The 15,886-nt window shown below is 67.2% G+C and carries 14 protein-coding genes; 9 read left to right on the top strand and 5 right to left on the bottom strand.

Annotation, left to right across the window (positions count from 1 at the left end):
* Nucleotides 1-231: 231 nt before the first annotated feature.
* On the top strand, nucleotides 232-1,452 hold the full coding sequence (locus tag ABIB29_RS06735) for a PucR family transcriptional regulator (RefSeq protein ID WP_354171235.1): 1,221 nt from the start codon (nucleotides 232-234) through the stop codon (nucleotides 1,450-1,452).
* Between the two features lie 12 nt (nucleotides 1,453-1,464).
* Here ABIB29_RS06735 and ABIB29_RS06730 read toward each other — a convergent pair whose 3' ends face one another.
* The 3 genes from ABIB29_RS06730 to ptsP form a co-directional block, all read right to left on the bottom strand.
* Nucleotides 1,465-1,779: a hypothetical protein gene (locus ABIB29_RS06730; protein ID WP_354171233.1), complete on the bottom strand. Its 315-nt coding sequence runs from the start codon at nucleotides 1,777-1,779 to the stop codon at nucleotides 1,465-1,467.
* Nucleotides 1,780-1,853: 74 nt separating this feature from the next.
* The gene (locus tag ABIB29_RS06725; RefSeq protein WP_354171232.1) at nucleotides 1,854-2,276 is read right to left on the bottom strand and encodes a helix-turn-helix domain-containing protein; all 423 of its coding nucleotides are present in this window, start codon (nucleotides 2,274-2,276) and stop codon (nucleotides 1,854-1,856) included.
* 57 nt (nucleotides 2,277-2,333) lie between these two features.
* Nucleotides 2,334-4,019: a phosphoenolpyruvate--protein phosphotransferase gene (gene ptsP, locus ABIB29_RS06720; protein WP_354171230.1), complete on the bottom strand. Its 1,686-nt coding sequence runs from the start codon at nucleotides 4,017-4,019 to the stop codon at nucleotides 2,334-2,336.
* A gap of 215 nt (nucleotides 4,020-4,234) precedes the next feature.
* On the opposite strand from ptsP, the gene ABIB29_RS06715 reads away from it, so the two are divergent.
* Genes ABIB29_RS06715 through ABIB29_RS06705 form a run of 3 tightly spaced genes read left to right on the top strand, consistent with a single transcriptional unit; the run spans nucleotide 4,235 to nucleotide 8,153 of the window.
* Nucleotides 4,235-4,963: a TetR/AcrR family transcriptional regulator gene (locus ABIB29_RS06715; RefSeq protein ID WP_354171228.1), complete on the top strand. Its 729-nt coding sequence runs from the start codon at nucleotides 4,235-4,237 to the stop codon at nucleotides 4,961-4,963.
* A gap of 59 nt (nucleotides 4,964-5,022) precedes the next feature.
* Nucleotides 5,023-7,005, top strand: coding sequence for a PTS mannitol transporter subunit IICBA (locus ABIB29_RS06710; protein WP_354171226.1), 1,983 nt, complete (start codon nucleotides 5,023-5,025; stop codon nucleotides 7,003-7,005).
* On the top strand, nucleotides 7,005-8,153 hold the full coding sequence (locus tag ABIB29_RS06705) for a mannitol-1-phosphate 5-dehydrogenase (protein ID WP_354171224.1): 1,149 nt from the start codon (nucleotides 7,005-7,007) through the stop codon (nucleotides 8,151-8,153). Before ABIB29_RS06710 ends, ABIB29_RS06705 begins: the two co-directional genes overlap by 1 nt.
* A gap of 132 nt (nucleotides 8,154-8,285) precedes the next feature.
* Here ABIB29_RS06705 and ABIB29_RS06700 read toward each other — a convergent pair whose 3' ends face one another.
* Nucleotides 8,286-9,737: a sugar porter family MFS transporter gene (locus ABIB29_RS06700; protein WP_354171222.1), complete on the bottom strand. Its 1,452-nt coding sequence runs from the start codon at nucleotides 9,735-9,737 to the stop codon at nucleotides 8,286-8,288.
* A 301-nt stretch (nucleotides 9,738-10,038) separates the two neighbouring features.
* On the opposite strand from ABIB29_RS06700, the gene ABIB29_RS06695 reads away from it, so the two are divergent.
* Complete coding sequence (locus ABIB29_RS06695) at nucleotides 10,039-10,971, top strand: type IV toxin-antitoxin system AbiEi family antitoxin (protein ID WP_354171220.1); 933 nt, start codon at nucleotides 10,039-10,041, stop codon at nucleotides 10,969-10,971.
* 66 nt (nucleotides 10,972-11,037) lie between these two features.
* On the opposite strand, the gene rraA is transcribed toward ABIB29_RS06695, so the two are convergent.
* On the bottom strand, nucleotides 11,038-11,514 hold the full coding sequence (rraA, locus tag ABIB29_RS06690; protein ID WP_354171218.1) for a ribonuclease E activity regulator RraA: 477 nt from the start codon (nucleotides 11,512-11,514) through the stop codon (nucleotides 11,038-11,040).
* Nucleotides 11,515-11,622: 108 nt separating this feature from the next.
* Between rraA and ABIB29_RS06685 the strand changes: the two genes are divergently transcribed.
* The 4 genes from ABIB29_RS06685 (at nucleotide 11,623) to ABIB29_RS06670 (ending at nucleotide 15,859) form a co-directional block, all read left to right on the top strand.
* Nucleotides 11,623-12,939 (top strand): MFS transporter, encoded by a 1,317-nt coding sequence (locus tag ABIB29_RS06685; RefSeq protein WP_354171216.1) that lies wholly within the window; start codon nucleotides 11,623-11,625, stop codon nucleotides 12,937-12,939.
* Nucleotides 12,940-13,101: 162 nt separating this feature from the next.
* Nucleotides 13,102-13,716 carry a TetR/AcrR family transcriptional regulator gene (locus ABIB29_RS06680; RefSeq protein WP_354171214.1) on the top strand — a complete coding sequence of 205 codons (615 nt, stop codon included), beginning with the start codon at nucleotides 13,102-13,104 and terminating at the stop codon, nucleotides 13,714-13,716.
* Between the two features lie 303 nt (nucleotides 13,717-14,019).
* Entirely contained in the window at nucleotides 14,020-15,231 is a 1,212-nt protein-coding gene (locus tag ABIB29_RS06675) for an NAD(P)-dependent malic enzyme (RefSeq protein ID WP_354171212.1), read from the top strand.
* A gap of 127 nt (nucleotides 15,232-15,358) precedes the next feature.
* Nucleotides 15,359-15,859 carry a DUF456 domain-containing protein gene (locus tag ABIB29_RS06670; protein ID WP_354171210.1) on the top strand — a complete coding sequence of 167 codons (501 nt, stop codon included), beginning with the start codon at nucleotides 15,359-15,361 and terminating at the stop codon, nucleotides 15,857-15,859.
* Nucleotides 15,860-15,886 lie beyond the last annotated feature (27 nt).

Below are 15,886 nucleotides of genomic sequence, written 5' to 3'. Positions count from 1 at the left end.
TGTGCGGGGAAGTCGTACTTCCAGAATAAATCCGGCTGTGAGGCAGGCGACAGACGCCGCCTCCCGGCGGCGGCCGCTTCCCGCGGAGATCCGGGCTTTTCCAAATACCGGACTGGACATTTGTCGACCCGGTGAGCGTCAGGTGTCGCCTGATGTCCGTTGGCGGGGCGATCGCAGTGGCGTTGGCCGCGGCGTTTCCAGAGGAAGCGGCATCGGCAGTAGTGTGGCAGCATGCAGCAGCAGGACGTCGAACAGCTCGTGGAGCAGGTCGCACTCCAATTGGGCCGCGGCCTTTCACTCGAGGACCTCGACGGCCAGCTGCTCGCCTACAGCTCCAACCAGTCGCACGCGGACCGGGTCCGGGTGAACTTCCTGCTCAGCAAGCGCGTCCCGGTGGACGTCAGCACCTGGCAGCTCTCGCACGGGATCGCGACGGCGGTCCGCCCCGTGGTGGTGCCGGCCAACGAGGAGCTCGGGATGCTGGGCCGCGTCTGCGTTCCCCTGCTGGTGCGGGGATTCCGGGTGGGCTACCTCTGGGTCCAGCTGGACGCCGATGAGCCGAACGCGACGACGGTCCTCGCCCAGTTGCCCGAGGTGGCCCGTGAGCTGGAGCGGCTCTCAGCCCTGCTGCTGGAATCCAACACGGCCGAATCTGAGTTCCGCCGCCGCCGCGAACAGGAATTCCTGGCCGCCTGCCGGGGCGAGTCCAACGCCGTCGCGGCCGTGGCGGGCTGGAAGGAAGTCCAGGGGCGCGGACCCTGGCAGCTGGTGACGGTAATGGATGCCGACGGCTGGGCCGGAGGCTCCGATCCGATCGCTTCCACACTGGTCCACCGCTCTGCTGCGCTCCAGGCCACCATCGGCGTGGATGCCACCCTGTTCAGCGCCGGCACGGAGACCCACGCCGTCGTCTTGTTCAGGGAATCGACCGGCCGCGCGAACCACGCCCAGGTGCTGGTGCATTACCAGCTGGAGCTGGCCAAGCGGTCCGGCCGGCCGGTCCACCGGATCATCCTGGGAACCTCCGAGGGCTTCTCGCGGCCGCGGGAACTCGCCGATGCGTACCGACAGTCCCGGCAGGCCGCGCAGGCCGCTGCGGTGGATCCGCAGCTGGGAGAACTGGTGGACTGCCGCGCCACCGGGATCTACCAGCTGCTGGCCTCGGCCGGCGGCGGGGCGGGAGCGTGGGCGGACGCGGGCTCGGTCTATTTCCGCCTCCTGGAGGACCACGACCGGAACCACGAGCTGCTGCCGGTGCTGGAGCTTTTCTATGACAATGACGGGTCGGTCCAGGAAGTGGCGGACAAGCTGCACCTGCACCGGAGCAGCATCTACAACAGGCTGGGCCGGATCCGCCAGCTGCTCGGGGTCGACCCGCTCAAGGGAATGGTGCGGCTGGAACTCCACGCGGCGCTGAAGGCGCGGCGCTGGGCGGGGCGCCCCAGGATCTAAGGTGCGGCGGCGTCAGGTGCCGCGGCCCTCCCGTTTGGGCTGCTCGGCCTCCAGCGGACGGTCCGGCGCGGGGCCGGCATCGTCCACCTCCGCGGCGAGGGCTGCCTGCCGCTCGGCCTCTTGCGCTGTTTCCCGCGCCGTTTCCCGCGCGCGTTCTCTCCTGCGGAGCGTGATCCTGCTGTCCATCCACATGGAGACGGCCACAAACGCAACGCAGCTGGACATAAAGGCAGCGGTATTGTTTAGCCCCATGGCTGTTCCGAGAATGCCTGTGAGCACCATGGCGGCGATGCCAGCCACGATGTGCCACCCTCTGAACTTACCCACAATTCAAGCGTAACCCCGGCCTTCTCCGCGTTTCCGCGCAGGGCCGGGATCGTTGTTTGATCCTTATCACGCCGTCACGAAGCATCCGCGGCACCGTCATCCCCGTGGCCGGGAGCGCCGTCCGCGGTATTGTTCTTCTTCTGTTTTTCCAGCCAGGCCATGATGTCGGCGAGCCGGATCCGCCGGTGTGTGCCCCGGTATTCCACCGGGATTTCGCCGCGGTCCGTCATGTTCCGCAGGTAGGTATGCGAGATCCCGGCCAGCTCGGCTGCCCGGGACGTGGTCAGCATTTCCTCGACGCTGCTGACCGTCACCGCCTCGCCCCGGCTGAAGCGCGCCAGCAGGTCCACGACGGCGTCCCGTGCCTGGGCCGGCAGCCGGTGGACGGTGCCGTCGACGAACACCGTGATGTCGTCGCTGCCGTTGAGGGCGTAGCGGAGTTTCTGCGCGTCCTCAGCCGGAAGGGCAGCCGTCACCCGGGGAGCAATCAGTGTCATGAAGTGCATCCTAGCGCCCCGGGGTACGGCCACACACTGCCTCTGCCTGCTGCGGCGCTACAGCCCGAGTTCCTCAAGGACCGGCAGCTTCGCCCGGACCCAGGCGCGGGCCTCGGTGGCGCTGGGCGCGGAGAGGGCCAGTTTAGCCAGTTCCTGGGCCTCGGCCAGGGTGACGGTCTTCAGCACGGCGGCCACGGCCGCGAGGGACCGGGCCGTCATGGACAGGGTCGATACGCCGAGCCCGGTCAGAACGACGGCGAGGGCCGGGTCCGCGGCGGCCTCGCCGCAGACGCCGACCGGTTTGTTGTGGCCCTCCGCGGCGGAACCCTCCACGGTCAGGCCGACAAGCCGGAGCACGGCGGGCTGCCAGGGGGTGTTCAGCGCAGCGAGCGGGCCGAGCTGGCGGTCGGCGGCCATGGCGTACTGGGTGAGGTCATTGGTGCCCAGGCTCGCGAAGCCCACCTCCCGCAGGATGGCCTCGGCGGTGAGCGCCGCGGACGGGACTTCCACCATGACCCCGGGGGTCTTGATCCCGGCCTCGGCACATAGGGTGGCGAAGCGGGCAGCCTCCTCAGCGGTGGAAATCATCGGGGCCATCACCCAGACGTCCGCCTCGGACTCCTGCTCGGCCCGGGCGATGGCCTGCAGCTGGCGTTCCAGCACGCCCGGCGTCGTGAAGTCGGTCCGGTACCCGCGGACGCCGAGGGCGGGGTTGGGTTCCGTGGCGTCGGTGAGGAAAGGCAGCGGCTTGTCCGCGCCGGCGTCGAGCGTCCGGAGCACCACCTTCTTACCGGGGAACGCGTCGAAAACGCCCTTGTACGCGGCGGCCTGTTCGTCCACGGTGGGCTCGGAATCCCGCTCCAGGAAGCAGAACTCGGTCCGGAACAGCCCCACGCCCTGCGCGTTCAGCTTCGCGGCGGCCACGGCGTCCTTGGCCCCGCCGACGTTGGCGAGCAGCGGCACCAGGTGGCCGTCCGCCGTCGCGCCGGTGCCGTCAAAGTCCGCCAGCAGCGAGGCCGTGGCGGCCCAGTGTTCGGCGGCGGCGCGCTGCGAGTCATCCGGGTCCGCGGTGATCAGGCCGGCGGCGCCGTCCACATAGACCACCGTGCCGTCCGGAAGCTGGTCGACGCCGGTTGCGGCCACGACGGCGGGCAGGCCCAGTGAGCGGGCAATGATCGCGGTGTGGGACTGCGGTCCGCCGCCGGCGGTGAGCAGCGCCAGGATCTTCTCCGGATCCAGGGTGGCGGTGTCCGCCGGGGCGAGGTCCTCGGCGATGAGGATGAACGGGGTGGGGGAGGACGGGATCCCCGGGGCCGGGACGCCGCGCAGTTCAGCGACGATCCGGGCCCGGACGTCCAGGACGTCGGTGGCCCGCTCCGCCATGTAGCCGCCCAGGTTGTGCAGCATTTCCGAGACGGAGGCGCCGGCTTCCCAGATGGCACGCTGGCCGGAGGTGCCGCGGCCGATCAGCTTGGCCGCCGACTTCAGGAGCATTGTGTCCGTCGCCATCAGGGCCGTGGCCTCCAGGACTGCCTTGCCGTCGCCGCTGACCGTCTCGGCCCGGGCCTTCAGCTCATCATGGACGGCCCTCGCCGCCGTCTTCAGGGCCGCGGTCGCTTCCTCAGCCGTGGTGCCGGCCGGCAATTGCTCTCCGGCGGGCGGTTCGCTGACGGGTTTGGGCATCTGGCGGATGGTTCCGATGATGCGGCCGGGGCTGACGCCTACTCCTGGGAAGTTCTGCACTGAAGGTCCTCATTCTTTGCCGTGGGCCGGTAAGCCGGTGAGTCAGGTACCGCCGGAGCCGGCCCTTCGATCCGGCCCGGAAGTTCCGGATCGGATGTTCTGGATCGGACGGTCGGGCCTGCCGACAGCTACGTCAGCGGGCGGATCCCGATACCTGAAAAAATTCTATGTGATGCACTTCATATAGCGTTGCTATAGGTGCTAGGGTAGCGGTTATGAGTTTCGATGGCCAGCTTCCGCCGAAGACGCGGCTGCTGCGTGCGGCGGCTGAGTTGCTGGCCAACTCCGCCGGGGGTGCGGTTTCCACCCGCCAGATCACCCAGCTGGCCGGAGTCACGGCGCCCACCCTCTATCACCATTTCGGTGACAAGGAAGGGCTGTTCGACGCGGTCGTCGCGGCAGGTTTTGAGGAGTACGTGGCGGGCGAACGCGACTTCGCACCGTCAGGACAGCCGCTGGAGGACATCCGGCGGATGTGGGACAACCACGTGCAGTTCGGGCTCAAACAGCCGGAACTGTACCTGGTCATGTTTGGCAACATTCGCCCCGAGAGCCGCCCGGCCGTCGTCGCTGACGCCGAGGGCCTGATGGAGGAAATGCTGAACAAGGCCGCCGTCGCCGGCCAACTCGACGTCCCGCCGCGGGAAGCAGCCAGGAGCATCCTGGCTGCCAACGTCGGGGTGACGCTCATGCTGATCACGGAAAAGGCGCCCGAGCGCAACCTTGAGCTGTCCGCCATGACCCGCGACGCCATGATCTTTGCGGTGTCCTCGGACCAGGCCAAGAGCAGCGGCCCTGAAGCGTCCGGGAAATCCTCAGTGGTGGTGGCGGCGATCGCCCTGAACGCGGCACTGCAGGCATCGCACTCGGACCAGCTCTCCAGCTCGGAACTCAAGCTCTTCCTCGAATGGCTCCACCGGATCTCTACCAGCTCCACCAGCTAGCTTTCGCGAAATCATCGGACCATCCTGCGGTGCAGCAGGAATGACGGTTAGGAAATCACATGGCAACAGAGACAGTTGCGAAACCCCGTACCAGCGTGCGGGTAGGCGTCCAGAAGTTCGGGACGTTTCTATCCGGAATGATCATGCCGAACATCGGCGCGTTCATCGCGTGGGGCATCATCACGGCGCTCTTCATCCCGGCGGGCTTCCTGCCCAACGAGGAGCTCGCCAAGCTCGTTGGGCCGATGATCACCTACCTGCTCCCGCTCCTGATCGGGTACACCGGCGGCCGGATGGTCTACGGCGTGCGCGGCGGCGTCGTGGGTGCGGTGGCCACCACGGGCGTCATTGTCGGCACGGACATCCCCATGTTCATTGGCGCCATGATGCTCGGCCCGCTCACGGCCTGGCTCATGAAGAAGCTGGACAAGATCTGGGAGGGCCGGGTCAAGCCGGGCTTCGAAATGCTGATTGACAACTTCTCGGCCGGCATCGTCGCTGCCGGCATGGCGGTCGTCGGCATGTTCGTGATCGGCCCGGTGGTGAAGGCCTTCAGTGACGGTGCCAGCGCCGTCGTCGAATTTCTTGTTGTCAACGGCCTGCTGCCCTTCACGAGCATCTTTATCGAGCCCGCGAAGGTCCTGTTCCTGAATAACGCCATCAACCACGGCATCCTCACTCCCCTGGGCACACAACAGGTGCTTGAGGAGGGCAAGTCCATCCTGTTCCTGCTGGAGGCCAACCCTGGTCCGGGTTTCGGAATCCTGCTCGCCTACTCGATCTTCGGCACGGGACTGGCCAAGGCGTCCGCGCCGGGGGCAGCCCTGATCCAGTTCGTTGGCGGTATCCATGAGATCTACTTCCCGTATGTACTCATGAAGCCCATCATGATCCTCGCCGCAATCGGCGGCGGCATGACCGGCATCTTTACCCTGGTGGTCACCGATGCCGGGCTCCGGTCACCGGCAGCCCCGGGCAGCATCATCGCCGTCTACGCAGCGACCGCACGCGACAGCTACGTCGGCGTGACCCTGTCCGTGCTGTTCGCCACCACGGTGTCCTTCCTGATCGCCTCGGTGATCCTGAAGGCCAGCAAGACCCCGGTGGGCGCCACCGAGGAAGAGGCCCTCGGGGCCGCCACCGTCCGGATGGAGGAAATGAAGGGCAAGAAGAGCTCGGTGTCTTCCATGCTCGCAGGCTCCGGTGCTGCCGCAGGCGGCGTCGCAGTCCTGGCCGGGCCGGTCAAGAACATCGTCTTTGCGTGCGACGCCGGCATGGGCTCCAGCGCGATGGGCGCTTCGGTGCTGCGGAACAAGATCAAGGCGGCCGGCTTCCCGGGCGTCACGGTCACCAACTCCGCGATCGCCAACCTCAGCGACACCTACGACGTCGTGATCACCCACCAGGACCTGACCGAACGGGCCAAGCCGGTTACCGCCAGCGCCGTGCACGTCTCGGTTGATAACTTCATGAACAGCCCCAAGTACGACGAGATCGTCGAGCTGGTCAGGTCAAGCAACACGGACGGGGCATCCGACGCTCCTGCTGCCACCACCGCCTCCGCCACCGCCGCTGCTGCCGCGCCGGAGGCTCCCGAGGAAACCGGCCCCGCCGGCATCCTTGTGGCGGAGAGCGTTGTCCTCAACGGCACAGCCACCACCCGCGACGCCGCCATCGACGAGGCCGGCCGGCTCCTGCTGGACCGCGGCGCCGTCGACGCCGGCTACCTGGACGCCATGCACGAACGCGAGGAATCCGTGTCCACTTACATGGGCAGCTACCTCGCCATTCCGCACGGCACCAACGCGGCCAAGGACCACATCATGAAATCCGCGGTCTCCGTGGTCCGCTACCCGAACGGCATTGACTGGAACGGCAAGGAAGTGAAGTTCGTCGTTGGCGTCGCCGGCATCAACAACGAGCACCTGCATATCCTGTCCTCCATCGCCAAGGTCTTCACCAACAAGGCCCAGGTGGCGCAGCTTGAGGCGGCCACCACGGTCGAGGAAGTCCTGGACCTGTTCGGAAAGGTCAATTCATAGTGAAAGCTGTTCATTTCGGAGCCGGAAACATCGGGCGCGGATTCGTGGGGCTGCTGCTGCACGAGGCGGGGTACGAGGTGGTGTTCGCGGATGTCGCCCAGGACCTGATCGCCCAGCTGGCCGCCGCGGACAGCTACCGGGTCCACGAGGTGGGGGAGCACCCCACCGTCCGCACCGTGGAGAACTTCCGCGCGCTGAACTCCGGCAGCCAGGAGGCCGACGTCATCGCGGAGATTGCGACGGCGGACGTGGTCACCACAGCGGTGGGGCCGCATATCCTCAAATTCGTGGCCCCGGTGATCGCCAAGGGGATCGCTGCCAGGGCTGCCGGACTCGCTCCGCTGCAGGTGATGGCATGTGAGAACGCCATCAATGCCACGGACATCCTGAAGTCCGAGGTGTCGGCGCAGTGGGATTCGGCCGCGGGGTCCCTCGACGCTGCCGCCGTGTTCGCGAACACGGCGGTGGACCGGATTGTGCCCAACCAGGAGGCCGGGCAGGGCCTGGATGTCACGGTGGAGACCTTTTATGAATGGGTCATCGACCGGACACCGTTCGGTGATGCGGCGCCGGTCATTCCGGGTGCCACGTTCGTGGACAATCTGGAGCCGTATATCGAGCGGAAACTGTTCACGGTGAACACCGGGCACGCCGCGGCCGCCTATTTCGGGTTCGAGGCCGGGCTGGGGAAAATTTCCGAGGCCATGGCCGACCAGGACGTAGCCGCCGACGTGCGCGCCGTCCTGGACGAAACCAAAGAGCTGCTGGTGGCCAAGCACGGCTTCAACCGTGATGAGCAGGAGGCCTACGTCCAGAAGATCCTGGGCCGATTCTCCAACCCGCACCTGCCGGATACCGTGAACCGGGTGGGCCGGGCGCCATTGCGCAAGCTCAGCCGGCACGAACGCTTCATCGGTCCGGCGGCGGAGCTGGCCGAACGCGGCATCGTGCCGGAGGCCCTGCTCGGTGCGATCGCCGCAGCCCTGCGCTTCAACGACCCGGCCGACGCCGAGGCCGAGGAGCTCAGGCAGATCCTGGCATCCTCCAGCGCTGACGAGGCAACCGCGAAAATCACGGGCCTGGACCCGGACCACCCGCTGTTCCCGGCCGTCTCCGCCCTGGTCGAGGACGCCAAGGCCGCCGTCTAGTCCGTTTTCAAATTCGCCGAAGCACAGACCCCGTACCCGCCGAGGTGCGAGAAAACGCCCATGTTCCCGCGGAACATGGGCGTTTTCTCTCACCTCGAGAGGCGGAAGCGCGCGCGGCGCACCATAGGAGGCTCAGGCCTTGACGGAGTCCTTAGCGGAGCCCTTTGGGACGAAGAGGGTCTCGGCGTGCTCGAGGGACATTCCGTTGGTCTCCGGCACCTTGAACTTCACGAAGAAGAACGACGCTGCCGCGAACATCGCGTACATGGCGTACGTCAGGGGCAGGGAGGCCGCCGCCATGACCGGGAAGCTCAGGGTGATGGCGAAATTGGCGATCCACTGGGCGGCCGCGGCGAGGCCCAGGGCGCGGGCGCGGATCCGGGACGGGAAAATCTCGCCCAGCAGCACCCAGACGAGCGGGCCCCAGGAGGCGCCGAAGCTGATCACGAAGACGTTGGCAGCCACCAGGGCGGCCGGGCCCCACGCGCCGGGCAGCGAAATCGCGTCGCCGGTTCCGGTGGCGGACCCGAAGGCGAGGGCCATGGTGCCCAGCGAGACGGCCATGCCGATGGAACCCGCAAGCATGATGGGACGGCGGCCGATGCGGTCCACCAGGGCGATTGCCACGAGGGTCACGAGGATGTTTGTAATGGCGGTGGCCACGGAGATCGTCAGGGAGTCCTTCTCCTCGAAACCGACAGCCTTCCACAGGGTCGTGGAGTAGTAGAAGATCACGTTGATGCCGACGAACTGCTGCAGCACCGACAGGATGATGCCGATCCATACCACTGGCTGCAGGCCGAAGGTCTTGCCGCGCAGTGAGCCCTTCTGGCCCGCGACCTTGTCTTCCTCGATCGCGTTCTTGATATCGCGCAGGTGGCGGTCCGTGTCCTCGTTCGGGGCAATGGACTGGAAGATTTTCAGGGCTTCCTCGTCCTTGCCCTGGAAGACCAGGAACCGCGGCGACTCGGGCAGCGTGTACGCGATCCAGCCGTAAACGACGGCAGGTACGGCGCCGGCGAGGAACATCCAGCGCCAGGCCTCGATACCGAACCAGAGGTCCTGGCCGGCGCCGCCGGCGAAGTTCGCGAACAGGGCGTCCGAGAGCAGGGCGGCGAAGATGCCCGTGGTGATGGCAAGCTGCTGGAGCGACGCCAGCCGGCCGCGGACGTGGCGCGGGGAGATCTCGGAGATGTAGGCCGGAGCGATCACGGAGGCCAGGCCGATGCCCAGGCCGCCGACGAGGCGCCAGAAGATGAGGTCCCACACGCTGAAGGCGAAGCCCGTCCCGACCGCGCTGACCAGGAACAGCAGCGCGCCGATCTTCATCGCCGGGATGCGGCCGTAGCGGTCAGCGACCTTGCCGGCCAGGTAGGCACCCGCCGCGCAGCCGAGGAGGGCGACGGCCACGGCGAAGCCGGTCACGGCCTCGCTCAGCGCAAACTCGTCCTTGATGGCGTCGACTGCGCCATTGACCACTGAGGAGTCGAAGCCGAAGAGGAAGCCGCCGACGGCGCCCGCCACGGCCAGCCAAATGACCCGCTGGGGGATCCTGGCTGCGGTCTGGTCTTGGGTGGTTGTCATCGGGCTCCCTCGGCATTTCGCGTTCCACGGCCTGCGCCGCAGCTACCAAGTCTTACACCGGGGCCGGAGCGACGCCTGTCACACGCCTCAAAAAGTGAGGGGAAACATACAGTTGCGCGCTCGGTGTGAGCGGGAGTCGCCGTCGACCGCCCGCCGAGGTGAGACTTCACGCCCATGTCCGGTCCAACCATGGGCGCGAAGTCTCACCTCGAGGGCCTCTGCCCAGGACCTGTGGAGGACATCTGCTTGCAGTGTGTGGACAACGTAAGCGGGCGGCGCCGAATCCCCGCATGATGTGGGAATGCGCCGACTTGAACTCCCCTCAGTGCTGAAAGACGGCTCGTTCTCCGTCCTGGCTGCGGATGAGGCCGGGGTCCCACGGAAGCGGACCCGTGCCCAGGACCTGATCACGGTGTCCCGCGGTGTCCGCATCCCGGCCGGCAGCAGCGCACATGGCGCCGGAGCGCTGAGGGCCTACTGCCAGCTCGACGATTGCACCGTACTCTGCCATGTCACGGCGGCAAGGCTATGGCGCGTTGGGCTTCCTCTGTGGGCGGACTGCGATTGGCGGATCCATCTTGCCCGGCCGCGGGGCGGCAGCTTCCCGAAGCGGGCGAACGTGGTTGGCCACCGACTCGCGCTCGCGCCCGGGGACGTGGTGATGCTCGACGGCGTCAGGGTGACCTCGCCCGAACGCACTTTCCTTGACCTGGCCGCGACCCTACCGTTGGACGATCTGGTGGCTGCCGGGGATTCCCTGGTGTCCGAGCACGGTCCGGAGTTCCCGTCGCCCCGGTCGGCCCTGTCGAACATCGAGGCGTTGAACAGGATGCTGCTCCAACACCCGGGAGCCCGAAATATCCGGACCGCGCGGGAAGCCCTTGGGTACGTGCGCGTCGGTGCGGATTCCCCGCCGGAAACGCATTTGCGCCTAGCCCTCATCCGCGGCGGCCTTCCGGAACCGGAGCTCAACTACGTGGTCTGGGGCCGTGCCGGTACCCCGGAATTGTGGCCGGACGCGGCGTATCCGGCCTACCGGATATCGCTGCAGTACGACGGCGTCCACCATGACGGGTCCGGGCAGCATCTGCGCGACATCCGCCGGGCGCGGACTACGGATCGGCTGGACTGGGTCGAGGTGAGGGTCTCGAAGGACGATCTGGCAGGAGAACACCCAGCAGCCGTCGGAAGGGTTCGGCGAGCCGTCCGCTCCCGGGGATGGACACCGAGGTGAGAGTTCGCGCCCATGTCCGGCCCAACTATGGGCGCGAAGTCTCACCTCGGCGCTGAAGGGGAAGGCTCAGCGCTCGACCAGGATGCCGTCCGGATCGCACCAGATCATCGCGCCGGGCCGGATGACGACACCGTCGATCTCCAGCTCCAGGTCGCTCTCGCCGGCGCCTGCCTTGGCGCTCTTGCGCGGGTTGCTGCCCAGGGCCTTCACTCCCAGCGGCAGCACCGCGATGGCGGTCCGGTCGCGGATGGCACCGTTAATGACGACGCCGGCCCAGCCGTTCGCGACGGCGCTTGCCGCGATCAGGTCCCCCATCAGGGCCGTGCCCAGCGATCCTGCGCCGTCCACCACCAGCACGGCGCCGTCCCCGGGGGTCGCGAGGGTGGACTTGACAAGTGAATTGTCCTGGAAGCAGCGGATCGTCCGGACCGGGCCGCTGAAGTGCGTGTGGCCGCCGAGCGACTGGAACTGCAGGGCCACGGAGTCGAGTTCGTCCCCCCGCTCGTCGTAGAGATCGGCGGTATTAACGTTGGATGCTGCCATCGGTTCTCCTCGTGCTGGAAATAGGGGGCGGAACGTGATCCCCACGATAGTCTGGCTTCGCACTGATCTTCAGCGTGCGTCAGCAGCTTCCGGGGGGAACCGAATTACATGAGCCTGTCCGATCCGTCCGGGGCAGCACCGGACCCAGCCCGCGGCAGCCCCACCGCGGGAAGCTCATCGGCGCTCGCACTCGCCGAACCCGAACGGGCAGTCCGCCCCGTCTGGGTCACTGGTGTCGTCCTTGTCAACGTGGGGATCAACGCGGCCTTCTTCGGCCCGCTCCAGGTTCTCCTCGGCCAGCAGGCCGCCGCGTTCAGCGAAGCCGACAAGGAGGCCATCCTCGCCCTCGTGACCGGAGCCGGTGCGGCGGTCTCCCTCGTGGCCAATCCCTTGTTCGGTGCGTTCAGCGACCGCACCACCTCGCGCCTGGGCCGCCGGGTGCCCTGGGTCCTCTTTGGGGCCATCCTCGGCGCCGCAGCCCTGATCGCGCTCGCCGGAGCGCCGAACGTTGCCATCATGGCGCTGCTCTGGTGCCTCGTGCAGGCCGGCTGCAACGGTGCCTATGCCGCCGTTACCGCGGCCATCCCGGACCGTGTGCCTGCGGTCCAGCGCGGCACTGTGGGGGGCCTGGCCGCCATGGGCCAGACGGTCGGCATCCTTATTGGAGCGGTGATCGCCGCGGCGGTCACCGGAAATTTCGCCGTTGGCTATCTGGTCTGCGCGGTGGCGCTGCTCGCCGGCGTCGTGCTGTATTTCTTCAAGAACGACGACGTCCCGCTCCCCGCCGGTGCACGCCCGCCGTTCAGCCTGGCCGGCTTCGCCAAAGGCTTCTGGATTTCCCCCGTGCTCTACCCGGACTTCGCCTGGGCCTGGCTGACCCGGCTCCTGGTGAACATCGGCAACCACATGGTCACCCTCTACCTGCTCTTCTTCCTCAAGGACGCCGTCCATCTTGAGGAGACGCAGGGCATCGCACCGGAGTTCGGGGTACTGATCCTGACCGGTCTCTACGCGGTGATGGTGATGGTGACCAGTGTCCTTGGCGGCCGGCTGAGCGACCGGATGGGGAAACGGAAGCCGCTCGTGATCATCTCCTCGGTCATCATCGCGGCGGCCTCGCTGATCCTGGCGTTCGCGCCGAACTGGACCGGGGCGCTGCTGGGCGCCTCGGTGCTGGGGATCGGGTTCGGCTGCTACCTGGCCGTGGATTTCGCCCTCATCACCCAGGTGCTTCCGACGTCACTGAGCCGCGGCAAGGACCTGGGCGTCCTCAATGTCGCCAATTCGCTGCCCCAGGTGCTCGCTCCGCTCATTGCTTTCCCCTTCGTGACGCTGTGGGGAGGCTACGTTTCGCTGTACGTGGCGGCTGCGGTGATCGGGTTGCTGGGGGCTGTATTCGTGGTCAAAATCAAGGGCGTCCAGTAGGCCAGGACCCGCCCCTGGGGTGGCTCCGCCCGGGCATCTACGGCCCGCTTTTTCACTGGCTTTCGGACCGGGCGCGTCGCGTATAGTGGACGGGAATTGCCGCGGCAGCGCTGTGGGGGATCCCTCCCGGTTGCCGAGAAAACCGACCCCGGAACGCTGCTGATGCCTGAATTTCACTCAGAACTTCCACCGATGCCTCCTCCGCCTACCCTGCCCCGGCAACGGCTCCGCTACACCCGGATCCTCGACGTCGCCGCCGGGTCCGCCCGCAAGGGTCTGGACTCCGTGGTCCTCTCCGAAGTCGCAGCGAAGGCCGATGTTCCGCTGGGCACCCTGTACCGGTACTTCCCCTCCGCGACCCACCTGGTGCTGGCCCTCTACCGCAAGCAGCTGGCCGAACTGCACGCAGCCAGCTCCCCGGCCGCTTTAAGAGCTAGCGCAACCGCTGGCAGGGCCGACGTGCCGGCCCACGCGCTGGCCGGCGTCGTAATGGAAATTTTCCACATGCGCCTCATGCAGCCTGCCGTGGAGCAGTGCCTGAGCAGGGCCGTCTACACCGCGGACACGGACACCACGAGGCTGCTCCGGGAGATCGACGCCACGGCCGAGAAGGCAGTCTCTGCCGTGAGCGGTGACGACGCCATCGCCCGGGTCCTGCTGCTGACCGTCACTGGACTGGTCCACTCCGTCCGCTGCCGGCGTCTTTCCCTCTTCGAAGCTGAGGAAGACCTCAAAAAGGCATGCTTCCTGCTGACATGCAGCCGCCGGACGGCGTAACTGGTCTAGACCAATCTGACAATTTACTGGGCGGTAGGGACGCTTTTTCGTCGTCCGGACCCCTAAAACGCTTGGTTAAACGTTTCACCAAACGGCGGAGTGTGTCGTGGGACAACTCGCGGCCGCCACGTTTTGTTTACCATTGCAGAACCGGAGCGGCCCAGCCGCCTGCAAGACCCCGGAACTTCACCGCAGACCCACCAACCCTGGGTTGCTGCCGACGTTCCCCAGACCATCTTGAGCATCCCTGTGCTTGAGCTTCCATGTGCCGTATGCCCACGGTGAGCCCCAGGAGACAACGAAGTGTCCACTGAAACGATTAGCCCCACCGACGCCACGTCCCCCGAAGAGCCCGTAGCAGCGCTCAGCGACGAGGAAATTTTCGCCTCCCACCAGGGCGGCAAGCTTTCAATTTCCAGCACCGTGCCGCTTACCAGCAAGCGCGACCTGTCCATTGCCTATACGCCCGGCGTCGCCCAGGTCAGCCGCGCGATTGCGGCCAACCCGGAACTCGCCAAGACCCTCACCTGGGCCCAGCGCCTCGTGGTCGTCGTCAGCGACGGCACGGCGGTCCTCGGCCTCGGCGACATCGGCGCCAGCGCCTCGCTGCCCGTGATGGAGGGCAAGTCAGCCTTGTTCAAGGCTTTCGGCGAGCTCGACTCCATCCCGCTGGTGCTCAACACCACCAACGTCGACGAGATCGTGGAGACCCTCGTCCGGCTGCGCCCGAGCTTCGGCGCCGTCAATCTGGAAGACGTCTCTGCGCCGCGCTGCTTCGAACTCGAGGAGAAGCTCATCGAGGCCCTCGACTGCCCCGTTATGCACGATGACCAGCACGGTACCGCTGTCGTCGTCCTCGCGGCACTGACCGGCGCGGCCAAGGTGACCGGACGCGGACTCGAGAAGCTGCGCGTTGTCGTTTCGGGGGCCGGTGCCGCCGGGATCGCCGTCGCGCAGATGCTGCTCACCGCCGGGATCAGCGACGTTGTGCTGCTGGACTCCCGCGGCGTCATCAACAGCGAGCGTGCGGACATCGCCGCCGATCCCGCCAGCAAGAAAGCCCAGCTGGCCAAGAGCGGCAACCCGCGCGGCGTCTCCGGCGGACCCGCCGACGCCCTGCTGGACGCCGACGTGTTTATTGGGGTCTCTTCCTCCAAGCTGGACGAGGAACACCTCAAGCTCATGAGCAAGGACTCGATCGTGTTCGCCCTGTCGAACCCGGATCCGGAAGTCCTGCCGGAGGTGGCACGCCGTTACGCGGCCGTGGTCGCTACGGGCCGCAGCGACTTCCCGAACCAGATCAACAACGTCCTCGCGTTCCCCGGCATCTTCCGTGGAGCCCTCGACGCCGGTGCCCGCCGGATCACGCCGGCCATGAAGCTGGCTGCGGCCCGCGCCATCGCCGCGCTGGCCGACGAGGACCTGTCCGCCGACTACATCGTCCCCAGCCCGCTGGACCCGAGGGTGGCACCGGCGGTCTCCGCCGCTGTCGCCGCGGCGGTTGAAGCCGAGTAGCCACAGCTCTACAGACGACGACGGCGGCGCTTCCTTGGGGGATGCGGCGCCGTCGTCGTCATTTGTGGTGGCCGGGGGCCGCCCGGGCGGGCCGGAACCACAGGCCCCCGCGCCATAGACTGGGGCGATGAACCCCGAGACTGTTGTGACGATTCTGTGCGGCCTCGCCATCCTGGTGGGCGTGGCCGGTACCGTCATCCCCGTACTGCCCGGCAGCATCCTGATCGGACTGAGCCTGCTGGCCTGGGCCATCTGGGGCGGCGCCGGAACCACGGGCTGGGTGGTGTTCGGGATCGGCATGGTCTTCGTCCTGGCCGGAATGGCCGCCAGCGCGGTCCTGACCGGCCGGAAACTCAAACAGCACAGCATCCCCGGCCGCTCGGTCGTGGCCGGGCTGGTCTTTGGTGTCGTGGGGATGTTCATCATCCCGGTGGTGGGCCTGTTCGTCGGCTTCGCCGCCGGCCTGCTGCTGAGCGAACTGCACCGGACGCGCACTTTCGGCACCGCCGTGGCATCGAGCTGGGCGGCCTTGAAGGCCACCGGGCTGGGAATGATCGTGGAGTTCGGGCTCGCCTGCCTTGCCGGCAGCACCTGGGTGATCGGCCTGTGGATTTCGGCCGCGGCCTAATTTGCCCTAGGCCGCCAGCAGCCAACT

The organism is Arthrobacter sp. UYEF36, assembly GCF_040547025.1.
Taxonomy (GTDB): Bacteria; Actinomycetota; Actinomycetes; order Actinomycetales; family Micrococcaceae; genus Arthrobacter.
This window is presented reverse-complemented; position numbering and strand designations above follow the sequence as displayed.

Coding starts and splice junctions, on each gene's coding strand:
- ABIB29_RS06735 (WP_354171235.1), top strand. CDS start 232: ATGCAGCAGCAGGACGTCGAACAGCTCGTGGAGCAGGTCGCACTCCAA.
- ABIB29_RS06725 (WP_354171232.1), bottom strand. CDS start 2,276: ATGACACTGATTGCTCCCCGGGTGACGGCTGCCCTTCCGGCTGAGGAC.
- ABIB29_RS06715 (WP_354171228.1), top strand. CDS start 4,235: ATGAGTTTCGATGGCCAGCTTCCGCCGAAGACGCGGCTGCTGCGTGCG.
- ABIB29_RS06710 (WP_354171226.1), top strand. CDS start 5,023: ATGGCAACAGAGACAGTTGCGAAACCCCGTACCAGCGTGCGGGTAGGC.
- ABIB29_RS06700 (WP_354171222.1), bottom strand. CDS start 9,737: ATGACAACCACCCAAGACCAGACCGCAGCCAGGATCCCCCAGCGGGTC.
- ABIB29_RS06695 (WP_354171220.1), top strand. CDS start 10,039: ATGCGCCGACTTGAACTCCCCTCAGTGCTGAAAGACGGCTCGTTCTCC.
- rraA (WP_354171218.1), bottom strand. CDS start 11,514: ATGGCAGCATCCAACGTTAATACCGCCGATCTCTACGACGAGCGGGGG.
- ABIB29_RS06685 (WP_354171216.1), top strand. CDS start 11,623: ATGAGCCTGTCCGATCCGTCCGGGGCAGCACCGGACCCAGCCCGCGGC.
- ABIB29_RS06680 (WP_354171214.1), top strand. CDS start 13,102: ATGCCTGAATTTCACTCAGAACTTCCACCGATGCCTCCTCCGCCTACC.
- ABIB29_RS06670 (WP_354171210.1), top strand. CDS start 15,359: ATGAACCCCGAGACTGTTGTGACGATTCTGTGCGGCCTCGCCATCCTG.